General features: G+C 53.8%; 12 protein-coding genes. 8 read left to right on the top strand and 4 right to left on the bottom strand.

The genetic code is table 11. From position 1 onward, the window contains the following. Positions 1 to 93 precede the first annotated feature (93 nt). On the bottom strand, positions 94 to 1,437 hold the full coding sequence (locus AACY09_RS04005; RefSeq protein ID WP_339486186.1) for a TAXI family TRAP transporter solute-binding subunit: 1,344 nt from the start codon (positions 1,435 to 1,437) through the stop codon (positions 94 to 96). A gap of 229 nt (positions 1,438 to 1,666) precedes the next feature. Here AACY09_RS04005 and AACY09_RS04000 point away from each other — a divergent pair, with 229 nt between their 5' ends. Then, positions 1,667 to 1,954 carry an encapsulin-associated ferritin-like protein gene (locus AACY09_RS04000; RefSeq protein ID WP_339487071.1) on the top strand — a complete coding sequence of 96 codons (288 nt, stop codon included), beginning with the start codon at positions 1,667 to 1,669 and terminating at the stop codon, positions 1,952 to 1,954. Between the two features lie 95 nt (positions 1,955 to 2,049). Here AACY09_RS04000 and yjeH read toward each other — a convergent pair whose 3' ends face one another. Next, complete coding sequence (gene yjeH, locus AACY09_RS03995; RefSeq protein WP_339486185.1) at positions 2,050 to 3,339, bottom strand: L-methionine/branched-chain amino acid transporter; 1,290 nt, start codon at positions 3,337 to 3,339, stop codon at positions 2,050 to 2,052. Positions 3,340 to 3,521: 182 nt separating this feature from the next. On the opposite strand from yjeH, the gene AACY09_RS03990 reads away from it, so the two are divergent. From AACY09_RS03990 to AACY09_RS03965, 7 genes are all read left to right on the top strand, one after another. After that, the gene (locus tag AACY09_RS03990) at positions 3,522 to 3,944 is read left to right on the top strand and encodes an Lrp/AsnC family transcriptional regulator (RefSeq protein WP_339486184.1); all 423 of its coding nucleotides are present in this window, start codon (positions 3,522 to 3,524) and stop codon (positions 3,942 to 3,944) included. A gap of 2 nt (positions 3,945 to 3,946) precedes the next feature. Beyond that, positions 3,947 to 5,161, top strand: coding sequence for an exonuclease subunit SbcD (gene sbcD, locus AACY09_RS03985; RefSeq protein ID WP_339486183.1), 1,215 nt, complete (start codon positions 3,947 to 3,949; stop codon positions 5,159 to 5,161). Between the two features lie 197 nt (positions 5,162 to 5,358). Next, on the top strand, positions 5,359 to 5,889 hold the full coding sequence (locus AACY09_RS03980; RefSeq protein ID WP_339486182.1) for a hypothetical protein: 531 nt from the start codon (positions 5,359 to 5,361) through the stop codon (positions 5,887 to 5,889). Positions 5,890 to 5,961: 72 nt separating this feature from the next. Beyond that, positions 5,962 to 6,657, top strand: a complete 696-nt coding sequence (locus AACY09_RS03975; RefSeq protein WP_339486181.1) for a ZIP family metal transporter — start codon at positions 5,962 to 5,964, stop codon at positions 6,655 to 6,657. Between the two features lie 78 nt (positions 6,658 to 6,735). Beyond that, positions 6,736 to 7,071: a DUF2834 domain-containing protein gene (locus tag AACY09_RS03970; RefSeq protein ID WP_339486180.1), complete on the top strand. Its 336-nt coding sequence runs from the start codon at positions 6,736 to 6,738 to the stop codon at positions 7,069 to 7,071. Positions 7,072 to 7,308: 237 nt separating this feature from the next. Then, positions 7,309 to 7,746: a GNAT family N-acetyltransferase gene (locus AACY09_RS21990; protein WP_445323767.1), complete on the top strand. Its 438-nt coding sequence runs from the start codon at positions 7,309 to 7,311 to the stop codon at positions 7,744 to 7,746. Between the two features lie 172 nt (positions 7,747 to 7,918). Beyond that, on the top strand, positions 7,919 to 11,353 hold the full coding sequence (locus AACY09_RS03965) for an SbcC/MukB-like Walker B domain-containing protein (RefSeq protein ID WP_339486179.1): 3,435 nt from the start codon (positions 7,919 to 7,921) through the stop codon (positions 11,351 to 11,353). 32 nt (positions 11,354 to 11,385) lie between these two features. On the opposite strand, the gene AACY09_RS03960 is transcribed toward AACY09_RS03965, so the two are convergent. Both AACY09_RS03960 and AACY09_RS03955 read right to left on the bottom strand, forming a co-directional pair. After that, on the bottom strand, positions 11,386 to 11,562 hold the full coding sequence (locus AACY09_RS03960; protein ID WP_339486178.1) for a hypothetical protein: 177 nt from the start codon (positions 11,560 to 11,562) through the stop codon (positions 11,386 to 11,388). 21 nt (positions 11,563 to 11,583) lie between these two features. Continuing rightward, a complete protein-coding gene (locus AACY09_RS03955) occupies positions 11,584 to 11,943 on the bottom strand; it encodes a hypothetical protein (RefSeq protein ID WP_339486177.1) in 360 nt (119 codons plus the stop codon). Between the last annotated feature and the right edge of the window lie 445 nt (positions 11,944 to 12,388).

Raw genomic sequence — 12,388 nt, 5'->3', positions numbered from 1 at the left:
TCTCTTGAAGATCTAAACAGGTAGCGGGGCAGGCTTACATTACGGGGCCAGTAATTGTCGGCCCTCCCCGCGAATGGACACTAGTTTACCTGATTAACTGGTGGACTCCCCGTTGTCCTGACGACGCTTTTGCAGGGTTTGCAGACGTTCGATGACGTAGCGCAGGTGGACGTGCAGGTCGTATAGCTCGTTGGAGTAAGACAGCGGTACATCGACGCTGGCCAACTCGTCTTGCAGTTGATCAAGCCGCTCAATTTCAGCATCCAGATGTTCCGGCAGGCTGCCTTTATCCAACTGGCGGTCGATCTCACGCAGGTATTTGTACCAGCGGTAAATACGCGCGCGGATTCTCCAGCGGTAGAGGGGGCCAACGGCTTTGAACAGTGGGAAGAGTATGACCAGCAATGGAATTAACAAAATGATGTAGCGGTCAGCCAGCGACGCAAAGCGAAATGGCAGGTAGCGCTGCAGCAGCGGTAAGCCGTTTTTATAGTAATGGTCGGCATCGCTGGAGAGCTCGAAAGTTTGTGGGTCTGGGCTGGGGAAGGCACCGGCTTTATCCAGCAAGCTGCCGGTTTTCATGACTTCTCGGCTGGCATTGAGGAACAAGGCTGCCAAACCCGGATTGAAGTCGTCGTTGACCACCAGGGTTGCCACTGGCGATAGGGTCTGTACCTGGCGCGCCGGGACATTTTGCGCAAGATTGAGCAAGCCTTCGCCTATGGTCAGGCGATTTAAAAAGGGTAAGCGCGCCTCATAAGCATCTGCACGGTGAAAGTCAGCCAGCAATATGTCCGGCGAAGCGGCAAGCTTTTGTACATTGGCGTTTTCTGCGGGGCCGACGAAAAATCCAGCATCCAATTCGCCATTAAGCAAGGCATCTGCGGCTTTGCTGCCACTGATAGCCTGCCAGTTGGCGGGGTACTGATCAGGGGTGATGGCGTTGGCTGTCAAAATCGCTTCGGTTACGGCTTGAGTGCCGCTGCCCGGGCTGCCGGTTGCCAGACGCAAAGGCAGTAGATCCGCAATCAGATCGAGTTTGCTGTCTTTGCGATAAAACAACCAAAGGGGTTCGTGGTACATCGCCCCAAGGGTTTGCAATTTATCGCGTTGCTGCGCTGTGAGCTGGCGTTCCAAGCCGCTCTGGACCAAGGCAATCTGGACCCCGGAGTCTTCATCAAGCAGTTGTTCAAGGTTGTCTCTTGAGCCATTGCTGGGTTTTAAGATCAGCTCAAAGCCGTCTTTTTTCAACTCTACCTTGAGCTTTTCAGCAAAGATTCGGTAAGCCCCGCCTTCCGCCCCGGTCGCCATGGTTGCACTAAGTGGCGGCGGTGGGGAAACAAAGTAAAACACCGCACCGACCAGTAAGCCCAGCACTGGCACTATCCAGAAATTGGCCAAGATCATTATTTTCAGGTCATTCAAAAAGCGCGGCATGGTACTTCCTTATCCGAGGTCCTTTACTAGGATAGAGCCTTGCGGCGCACAGGGCTAAGAATGCGTCGCAGGATTTAATAAAAAATTGGCGTCTAATGCGTTGTTGGGACACTCGATAGTCAGCACAAGCGCACAAACTGCTATAAGGTAAAAACGCGTGACGCCGTGTTTGAATGCCGCAACGCACCCTATGAACACCGTGGATACGGTGCCTGACTTGGAGATGAATATGTCGAATGAAGGTTATCACGAGCCCATCGGCGAACTGACCGACGAAACCCGCGATATGCACCGTGCGATTACGTCACTGATGGAGGAGTTCGAGGCAATTGATTGGTACAACCAACGGGTCGATGCCTGCAAGGATGATGAGCTCAAAGCCATCCTGATTCATAACCGCGACGAAGAAAAAGAGCATGCGGCCATGGTGCTTGAGTGGATACGACGTCGTGATAAAGTGCTTAATGATGAGCTCAAAGATTATCTGTTCACCGATAAAACCATCGCCCATAAATAATCTGCTTCTTGATCTGAGCGCCGTTTAGCTAAAGCCAGCCATTTGCATGTTTTAGCTTCGGCGCTCGCCAGCTTTGCTCGCTATAGTCGCTCGGGTCAGAGCGCCTTGTGGCAGAGCACGGCTTTGTTGTTGCGGGCGGCTGCTCGGCGTCGGCTGTTAAGCATGTCGATTATGATCAGCGCACTGAACATACCGAGAGCGTAAGTCGCATCACTGCCAAGAAACACCAGCAAGATTGCGCACAGCAGGCTGCTTAAGCCTGCGACCCAGCGCCAGATGCCTTTGAGTAGCAGCCAGCCTGCGGCCATGCTCAGCAGGTAGATAAGGATAAAGTTGCCGTTGGCATAACGGATCAACTGATCAATTGAAACGGACAAACTCCACGCCAGCGTCGCGCATACAGCGCTGATGAGCACCACCAAGATTAAGGCGCGATCAGGTACACCGTGTTTATTACGCTGAGCGAGAGCAGTCGGCAATTTTTCCTCGTCTGCCAAGCTCCAAATCAGTCTGGAAAAGCCTTGTATGTAAGCATTCATTGAGGCAAAGCAGGCGAGGTAGCCAATGATTGCGCTGAGCCAGCGAGCTTTGTCGCCTGCAAGCAGATCAAGCATGCGCGGCAATGAGGTCGCGTCGGTATTGACGTCGCCGTAAGCGTTGAAGCTCAACACTGCAACCGAGCATGCCCAGTACACCAGCCCCGCCAGCAGCACTCCGAGCAATAGCGCGATAGGGAAGTCGCGGTGCGGGTTCTTGAACTCTTCACCCATGTGAGTGAAAGCCTCGATGCCAACGAAGCACCAGAACATGACCCCGATTGCCGCCGGTATCAGGCTCAAGTTGCTGTTAAGCGGCAGCAGTGGCTGGCTGTTGCGCGGCAGGTCACCGGCCCACCAGATGTAGCCGATGGTGGCGATAATGGCTAAGGCAATTGCGCTTTGAATAAGCCCCGATGATTTAACAGGGCGCTGACCGAGTAACAAAATCAAGCCAAGGGTGCCGAGTTGGACCATCAACAGTTGGCCGCTGTTGAGGTCAAACAAGGCCTGCCAGAAACCGCTTGCGATATTCAGCGCTGCTGGCAAGCCAACGGGCAACACGGCTACGAAAAACAGTAAGGCGCTGACACGCTCCATGCGCACACCAAATGCACGGCCAATCAAATGCGGCGCGCCCCCGGCGTGAGGGAAGTGACGGCCAAGTTGGGCGAAGGTAAAAGCAACAGGCAGCACCAGCACAATCAATATCAGCCATCCCCACAAAGATGCTTGCCCAGCGCTGGTTGCGGCTAAGGCCGGAATAATAAATATCCCGGTGCCCAGTAACGAGGTACTGAGTAATCCGATGCCTTGTAGCAGGCTGAGTTCTTGGTTTAGGCGGCTCATGGGGTATGCTCTGCTGAAGAGTCGTATTGGGCTGGTGCAGCACGCTTTTAGGTGCGCTGTAGAGCCGTTGGTGAGATGGCTCAATATTAAATCGGCGCCAGGCTTTGGCGTTCGCTCGAAATGGCGGCAGTTGCCGTCAAAGTGACGGAAGTAACCGTCACCTTGCTTTTGGGATGTGTTAATTGGACAAATTTGATCAGCAGATCATTACCCTGTTACGCGGTGATGCACGTTTATCGGTCAGCCAGATTGCGCGGGAGATCAATCTTTCGCGCTCAGCGGTGAGTGAGCGTATTCGCCAACTTGAGAGCAACGGCACGATTCTCGGTTATCACGCGCATTTGGCCGAGCCGGGTCCGGTGATGGTCAAAGCCTACCTTGAGCTGTTTTACAGTGGTGGGCGGTGCGAGAATTATGTGGAGCGCATGCGCGTATTTAGCGAAGTGCGGCGTTGCAGCGGCATCAGTGGAGAGACGGATATGTTGGTCTATATTGAAGCGCCGACCATGCAGCGTTTCAGCGAAATCCGCGGCGAGATCGAAAACTATCCGGGCATGCAGAAAGTCAAAACCCATGTAATCGTTAAAGATTGGCTGATGAATTAACCATGCGCATTTTGCACACCTCCGACTGGCACCTTGGCCAGCATTTTATGGGCAAGACCCGTCAGTTTGAGCATCAACAGTTTTGTCGCTGGTTGATTGAGCAGGTGGTGGCGCATCAGGTTGATGCGTTGATTATTGCCGGAGACATTTTCGACACCGGCGCGCCGCCAAGTTACGCCCGCGAACAGTACAATCGCTTTATCGTCGAACTGCGTAGCGCCCAGTGTGAGCTGGTGGTGCTGGGCGGCAATCACGACTCAGTGGCCATGCTCAGTGAAAGTAAAACCTTGCTTCAACAACTCGATACCCGAGTGATTCCCGGTGTCTGTGAAGACATCACGGAGCAACTGCTGGTGCTCAATCAGCGTGATGGAACGCCTGGTGCGCTGCTCTGTGGAATCCCTTTTATTCGCCCACGTGAGGTGCTGCAAAGTCAGGCGGGACAGGGCGCTGCTGACAAGCAGTTGGCCTTGCAGCAAGCCATCGCCGCCCATTATCAAGCCTTGTTCGACTTGGCTCAGGCCAAGCAAGCTGAGCTGGGCGGGCACTTGCCGATTATTGCCACCGGCCATCTGACAACGGTCGGTGCCAGCGCCAGTGAATCGGTGCGCGAGATCTATGTCGGCGCACTTGAGGCTTTTCCAACCAATGCCTTTCCGCCAGCGGATTACATTGCCCTCGGCCATATCCACCGTCCGCAGAAGGTCGCCGGGCTTGAGCATATTCGCTACTGCGGCTCACCCATTGCGCTGAGCTTCGATGAAGCGCGCCAACAAAAGGAAGTCTTGCTGGTTGAGTTAAATGCCAATGGCTTGCAGCAGGTGACTGTACTGCCCGTGCCGGCTGTACAACCGATGCTGTCATTGCGCGGCTCGCTTAAAGAACTGCAAGCAGCCATTGGCGAAGCGGCCAAACAAGGCACTGAGACACGGCCGGTATGGCTCGAAATTCAAGTCAGCACCGATGATTACCTCAGCGACCTGCAAACGCGAATAGCAGCAATGTGTGAAGGCTTGCCCGTCGAAGTACTGCGTATCCGCCGTGAACGTGGCACGGCAACTGCCAGCCTGTTCAGCGAATCGAAGGAAACCCTCGACGAACTCAGCCCCGAGCAGGTATTCGCCCAGCGCGTGAGCAGCGAGTCGCTGGATAAATCCGAGCAGCTTAGGTTGTCGGCCCTGTATCGCCAGACTCTTGAGCAGTTGCAGGGGGAATAGGGGAATGGCTTTTGATGAGTGCAGTGTAGATGATTTTCTCTTTTATAACGGAGCTTTTTCTGTTGTTTTAAGTTGAGTTATGTGCAATATCATTATTGTGAAAGGTTGTACGATTTTAAGAGGTAGACCGTGCATGGTTAACTGTTATCGTTCGATCAAAAAAATATAAACATTGCTAGGCATGACAAGGGGTTTTCGTGACGATTTTTAGTACATTGAGAGGCAAGCTGACTGCCGCTACTTGCGGTACGATCCTTGTAGGAGTCGTTGGGTTTCTATCAGATCTTCAGTCCATCTTTACTGATCAGCCAACAGCAAGTGTCGTGATCGACGAAATAAGAACGAAGCCTGTAGAGCTTTCCATGTCTTATCAAGAACTGTCGAACGCTAAGCTTGCAAAAAAATATTTGAATACTGAAGTTGAAATTCAAGCCACGTATCTTGGTCCCTGGAATCTTGAGCAAGTATATGGGATTAAATTCCCAGAGAATGTTATTACTTTGAATCATCGAGATAGTGCTTATACAAGTCAGAGTACACCACTCGGAAGTAGTGATTTGGTGATACCGGATTTTGCATTAACTGTTCCAGTCGAATTGTCTAGTGAAGTATTAAAAATAAAGTCGCACTCAATAGTTAGAGTAAAAGGGACTGTTCATGCATTCAAAAACAGTTTCGGTCAAGATGTGGTTGTGTTGAATGCAACGCAAGTATCGCCGGAGGGCTAGCAATAGTTCTTGGTGCTATATGACACCGCATTATTGTGAGTGCTAAAATATGAAATACATGCGAGCACGCCAATGCTAACCATTATCGTCATTTTAGCTGTCTCCGGGGCATTATTGCTCGGTGCCGCGTGGGGTATTTACGGCAAGTTGCCGAAGGCGGTGGAAGGTTTTATCGTGGCCTTGGCGGGTGGCGCGCTGATTATTTCGGCGGTGCTGGAATTGATTGAACCGGCCACCGAAAAAGCCTCGCTTTGGGCGGTTTTTGCCTTTGTGCTTTTAGGCGCACTGGTGTTTACCGGTTTGGATTATCTGGTGAAAAAGAAATGGGGCTCCGGCAGCGGTGGCGGGCTTTTAGCTGCAATCACCCTAGATGGTATTCCCGAGAATCTGGCTTTGGGCGTGGCGCTGATCGGCAGTGGTCCCTTACAGGTCGCAGCACTAGCAGGTTCGATATTCTTATCCAACTTGCCCGAAGCGGCAGGTGGCGCCAAGGAGATGGCCAAGTCCGGGCACTCCAAGGCCAAGGTGTTTGGTCTATGGGCCGCAACCGCCGTGCTACTTTCTGCTGCCGCCCTTGCCGGCAATCTCCTAATGACCGACGTGCCAGACCACATATTGGCGCTGATCAAATGTTTCGCCGGTGGTGCTGTAGTCGCCTCACTGGCCACCGAAGTCTTCCCCAAAGCCTTCAAAGAAGATTCCTACTGGACCGGAATCGCCACCACCATCGGCTTGATTTTGGCGCTGTATTTGGATCAGTTGGGGTAGGGTGGATGACGCTGTATTCATCCACCATGCGTAATCAACGTGGACAGGTTAAAACAAACATAAGACCAAGGACGGAATATGAGCAAAATCGCGTTACCTCTTGTCACGCTGATCGCTTTCGGTAGCTACACGCTTTATACAATGGCTATTGCTGAGCAATCGCTGCTGCAATTTGGTTTAGAACTCATCTCCCGCCCTGACACTGCACAGGTGGTCTTTGATCTATACATCCTAGCCATCATGGCCTGTATTTGGATGTACCAGGATGCGAAGCGCAGAGGCAAGTCCGCTGTGTATGTGCTGCCCTATATAGTGCTCACTGTGGTCTTTGTGTCGGCCGGTCCGCTTTTATATCTTGTCGTAATAGGTTTTTCAAAAAGCGACGGCCTGGGAGCGCAGGAAAAGCTGGGTTGAAATCGCTCCTACTTTGGGACGCAGTCTTGCTCGTGTGTAGGGTGCGACACGCGAAACTTGTCCACCATGGTTAGAATGCCCGGCACGGAGAGCTTTTATGTTTTTTGGGGAGCTTATACGGTCTTCAGGCGGGTAAAGCTGCTCCCTTCGGAACGCTCGCAGTGATCGCGGGCCTATCTAGTTTTCCTGCAGTTGTTGAGTTGCTGTGCCCATACCCATTATTTGGCCTCTATGTAAATGGACCTTCATATCTCATCCGCGCGCCTCGATGATGTGCTCTATGCGAGCGAACTCGTGCAAAAAAATATGCGTCCTTACTATGTCCGACACGTGTTGACGTGGAGCCGGGATGATTTTCTAGCAGCGTGGAAAACGCTAGAAAATTACAGTGTTTTCAAGGGACAATTTCAAGTCGGTTTCTTTAGCTTAAGTGAACAGGCAGGTGATCTATACATCCGGGACTTACAGTTGTCCGCCGCGTGCACAGGACAAGGAGTTGGTACGTGGATTTTGTCGCAAATAACCGGTATGGCCACGCAGCGAAATTGCCGATCTATTCGTTTGAAAGTCTTTGCTGATAATCCGGCGATATCTCTCTACGGCCGAGCCGGGTTCGATGTCGTCGGGCGCGAGCCTAATCTATTGCGCATGGAGCTTCGGATTGCGTGCCGGTGAAATGGTGGCTAAAAAAAGCGTTAGCCACCCTACGTTGACGACTCGCTGCAAGCTCCGTGCAAGGCGAAGCTTGTACACCGATGCCATATCGATCGGGCGTTCGATTACGAACCACTGCAAGCCCCTTTCGGACATGCCAGAATAGCCCTTCACTTCAGCCTGCGACCCTTGCATGAAAATCCTCAGCCTGCGCCTTAAGAATCTCAACTCACTCAAGGGCGAGTGGAAGGTCGATTTCACGGCTGAGCCGTTCAAGGACAATGGTTTGTTTGCTATCACCGGGCCGACGGGGGCGGGTAAAACCACCTTGCTCGATGCGATCTGCCTGGCGCTGTATCACCGCACGCCGCGCATGAGCACAGTGTCGGCTGGCAGTAATGAATTGATGACGCGGCACACAGCAGAGTGTTTGGCTGAGGTCGAGTTTGAGGTTAAAGGAGTTGGCTATCGAGCATTCTGGAGCCAGCGCCGTTCGCGCGATAAAGTTGATGGTGCATTGCAGGCGCCGAAGGTTGAGTTGGCTGAGATCGCCAGCGGGCAAATTGTCACCGACAAGATCAACGAGAAACTGCGCGAAACCGAACGCCTGACCGGCCTCGACTTTGAGCGTTTCACCAAGTCGATGCTGCTGGCTCAAGGTGGCTTCGCCGCCTTTCTTGAGGCCAATGCTAACCAGCGCGCCGAGCTGCTTGAGGAACTTACGGGCACCGATATTTATGGGCTGATTTCCCAGCGGGTATTTGAGCAAACCCGTGAAGTGAAAGTGGCACTCGATCAACTGCGCGCCAAGGCTGAGGGCGTTGAGTTGCTTGGCCCTGAACAGCGTGCAGAGTTGAGTGAGGAAGTCGCTCGGCTTAGCCTTGAAGAGCAACGTTTGGCCGGTGAGCAAGCGGCCTTGCAGGCACAGCAACAATGGCGCGAGGCGAAGGCCGGCGCCCAGGCGCAATTGCAGCGCGCACAACAACAGATGGCTGCTGCTCAGCAGGCTTTAACCGAGGCTCAACCGCAGTTACTGCAACTGGCCGCCAGTGAGCCGGCCAATCAGTTACAGCCGCTTTACCAGGCGTTACAACAAAGCCAGCAGCGCCTGAGCCATGATCAGCAACTGGCTCAGCAACTGCATGAACAGCATGGCGCGCTGGTGCAGTCAATTTGTCAGCAGGCTTGGCAGGGCCAGCAGCTCAGTCGACAAGCGCTGCACACTGAGCGGCAAGGGTTGGAGGCGTTGCAAAAAAGTGTTGATCAGGTGGCTCAGCGCTTGGCTGCGCAACCGCAGCGCGCTCAATTGGGTGAGTATCTCAATGCTTGGCAGCAGCAATTTGCTGCGCTTGAACAAGGCCATCAAGCGCAGTGTGCAGAACAAAGCAAGCAGCAGCAGCTTAATCAGCAACTTACTCAGCTAAGTGGCGAGCTGGGGCAACATCAGGCAGCCCTCAGCGTGGCTCAAACCAAGCAAACTGAGGCTGAACAAACGGCAAAGCAGGCGCAACAACAGCTGGATACTTTGCTCGCCGGGCAAACAGATGCCGCATTGCGTGAACAGTCCCAGCAACTGATGGATCGCGGTCGCCAGCTTGAACACCTTGAGGCGCTGGCTACCCAGCGCCAGCACTATTTAGATCAGTGTACTCAGGCGCAAAACCAGCTGGCAGCGCAGCACGCAGAACTGGCTAAGCTAGGCCAGCAGCGTGATGCGTTGCGCACCCGATTTGTTGATCTCAAACAGCAGATTAGCGACAAGCAAAAGCTGCTGGAGCAAGAGCAGCGCATCCAACAGTTGGAGCACTACCGCGCGGCATTACAGCCCGATGAGGCGTGCCCACTATGCGGCTCGCATACGCACCCGGCGATAGCCGAATATCAAGGGTTGAACCTGTCGGCAACCGAGCAGGCATTGCGCGCTAAACAGCTCGACCAAGATGCCGTGCGCTCTCAGGGTGAAGCGCTAAGTGCCAGGCTCGAAGTGACCAAGGCGCAAATCGAGCAAGGCCAAAACCAAATCAGCACGGCTGAGATAGCCATTGCCGATTGCGACCTGCGTTGGCAGCAAGGTTGTGAGCAGCTGGGCCAGTCCCTCGCGGATGTCAATGAAGTCATTGCCGCGCAGCAACTCCATAATCAGCAAGTGATGCAACAACAACAGCGCATGCTTCAGCTAGACCAACTCAAGCAAGCCGCACAACTCAGTGCGCAGTTGCAGGTGCAAGCTGAGCGCGAGGCCCACCAAGGCGCCTCTCAATTGCAGACGCTGCTGAGCCAACAATCCCATCAACAGCAACGCCAGCAAGACAGCATTATCGTGCTGCAAAACCTTGAGGCGGAGCATCAACGGCGTTTGGCCGAATTAGACAGCAGCTTGCAAGCCTTGGGCTATAGCCTGCCAGATAATCCACAAAGCTGGCTGCAGGAACAGCAGCAGGCCTTGCAACAATGGCGCGACGATCAGGCCCTGAGCCAACAGCTCAACAGCCAGATAATCGAACAGCAGCACGTTATGCAGCAGGCGCAGGAGCAAGCGCAGAACTGGCTAGACCGCTGGGCCGAGCAAGGTGAGGATGATCGAGCTGGGTTAGCGCCAGTTGCTCAGCCCCACGAGCCATTGCAGAGGCTACAGAGCGCTTGGCAGCCCGCGCAACAGCAGCGTGACCAGTTGCATGGCCAGCTGCAAACAGTGCGCAAGCGTATTGAGGATGAACAACAAGAGCAGTTGGCTCAGGCGGATGCATGGCAAGCTGGGTTGGCGGCTAGCCCTTTTAGCGATGAAGCAGCGTTTTTGGCGGCGTTGCTCGATGATGAGCAACGCCAGCAGTTACGCGAATTGCAGAAGCAGTTGACCCACGATATCACCGCTGCGCAGGCCCTTGAGGCTGATTGCAATCAACGCTTAAGCACGCTGCAGGCCGCTGAGCAGGCAACCCTCAGTGGTGATCTGACAGATGATCAGCTCATGGTTGATCTACAGGCACTCAGCGCCGCACTTAGAACCTTGACCGAACGCCGGGGTGAAATACGTGCCCAGATGCAAGGCGATGATGCCCGCCGTCAGAGCCAACAAGGCTTGTTTGCCCAGATCGCCGCGCAGCAAAGCGATTACGATTTGTGGCAGCAACTCAACAGTCTGATTGGTTCGGCAGACGGTGCAAAATTTCGAAAGTTCGCTCAAGGGCTGACCCTTGATCACTTGGTCTATCTGGCCAATCAGCAGCTTGAGCGCCTGCATGGGCGTTATCAGCTCGGCCGTAAAACTCAGGGTGAGCTGGAGCTTGAGGTTATCGATACCTGGCAGGCGGATGTGGCCCGCGATACCAAGACCTTGTCCGGTGGCGAGAGCTTTCTGGTCAGTTTGGCGCTGGCGCTGGCGTTGTCAGATCTGGTCAGTCATAAGACCAGTATCGACTCGCTGTTCCTTGATGAAGGCTTCGGCACCCTTGATGGCGAGACCCTGGAGGTGGCGCTCGATGCCTTGGACAGCCTCAACGCCAGTGGCAAGATGATCGGGGTGATCAGCCACGTAGAAGCACTCAAAGAGCGCATCCCCGTGCAGTTGAAAGTGCACAAAGGCATTGGCATGGGTTACAGCGGTTTAGATAAACGTTTCGCGGTCTAGCGTTCAGGCTAGACCGCTTTCTGCGCTTTATTTCAGTCGGAGATGTCGATCATCATGCCGATCCCCGCGCCTATCATCCGTCCTGTGTCTTCATCTCCCGCCATGCGGCCGACGCCGCCACCAATCATGCCGCCAGCCACTGTGGCACAGGCTGAAAGTATCAACGTCGCGCAGATCAGTGCTGCGGTTACCGAGTAAATTCGCTTCATCTGCTGCACTCCTTTATGGGGTTAGTGTTTAGCCTTGACCACGGCCTGCCAAAGCACACCCATTACCGGCACGCTCTTCTGCGTTGGGTTGGCTTCGTACCAATCCGTAATGCGCGCTTCGATATCTGGCAGCTTCAGACCTGCCACGCCATTGGCAATCTGCGAACCCATGGGGGGCGCCTCAAGGCCGTTTTTTTTGGCATAGGCAGCTTCGGCGATCAGCATATTGGTGACACCGATCATAAAGGCATGCCGCTCGCTGCTGGCCGAGCTAAGCCAGTCGTCACCGGTGACCACCACAGCTGAGGCTTTTGGCTCGGCGAAACCTGCGCTACAAACCAATGCCAAGCTCAGCGCAAGGATGTATTTGCTCCACTGCATATCTATCTCTCCTGACGGACGATTGCCATTTCATACCTGCCTGAAGTTAAGCAGATGGCGGTCTTGTGCGAGGGGCCGTGAAAGCTCTGCTTATATCATTTGCGCTTAATAGCAGGCGGCTTGAAAACTTTCGAGGGGGATCAGGGGGGCTAAAGCCGGTTGCGGTTGTATATTGCGGGGTTGTCGACAGCGGCGCACTGTGCGAGCGCCCCAATACGCCATGGCAGCTGTTTAAGGATCGCTCGGTGCGCCGAGCAATTGGCCATGAGTCGGATGGCGCTTTGAAGCGATCTTTTTATTGATGCCTGCTAGGTATCAATTGTTGCCTAATTGATATTATACAAATCATTACTGGCATTCTAAGTTTGTCGTGCTGTCGCCATTAACAGCGGTGCTCTGGAACACAGATCGCGCCGACTGTTCTAAGCGACAGCCAATAACAACA

It is taken from the genome of Pseudomonas sp. EL_65y_Pfl2_R95, assembly GCF_963971045.1.
Classification (GTDB): domain Bacteria; phylum Pseudomonadota; class Gammaproteobacteria; order Pseudomonadales; family Pseudomonadaceae; genus Aquipseudomonas.
Note: the sequence above shows the minus strand (reverse complement) of the source record. Positions and strands in the feature narration are given on the sequence as shown.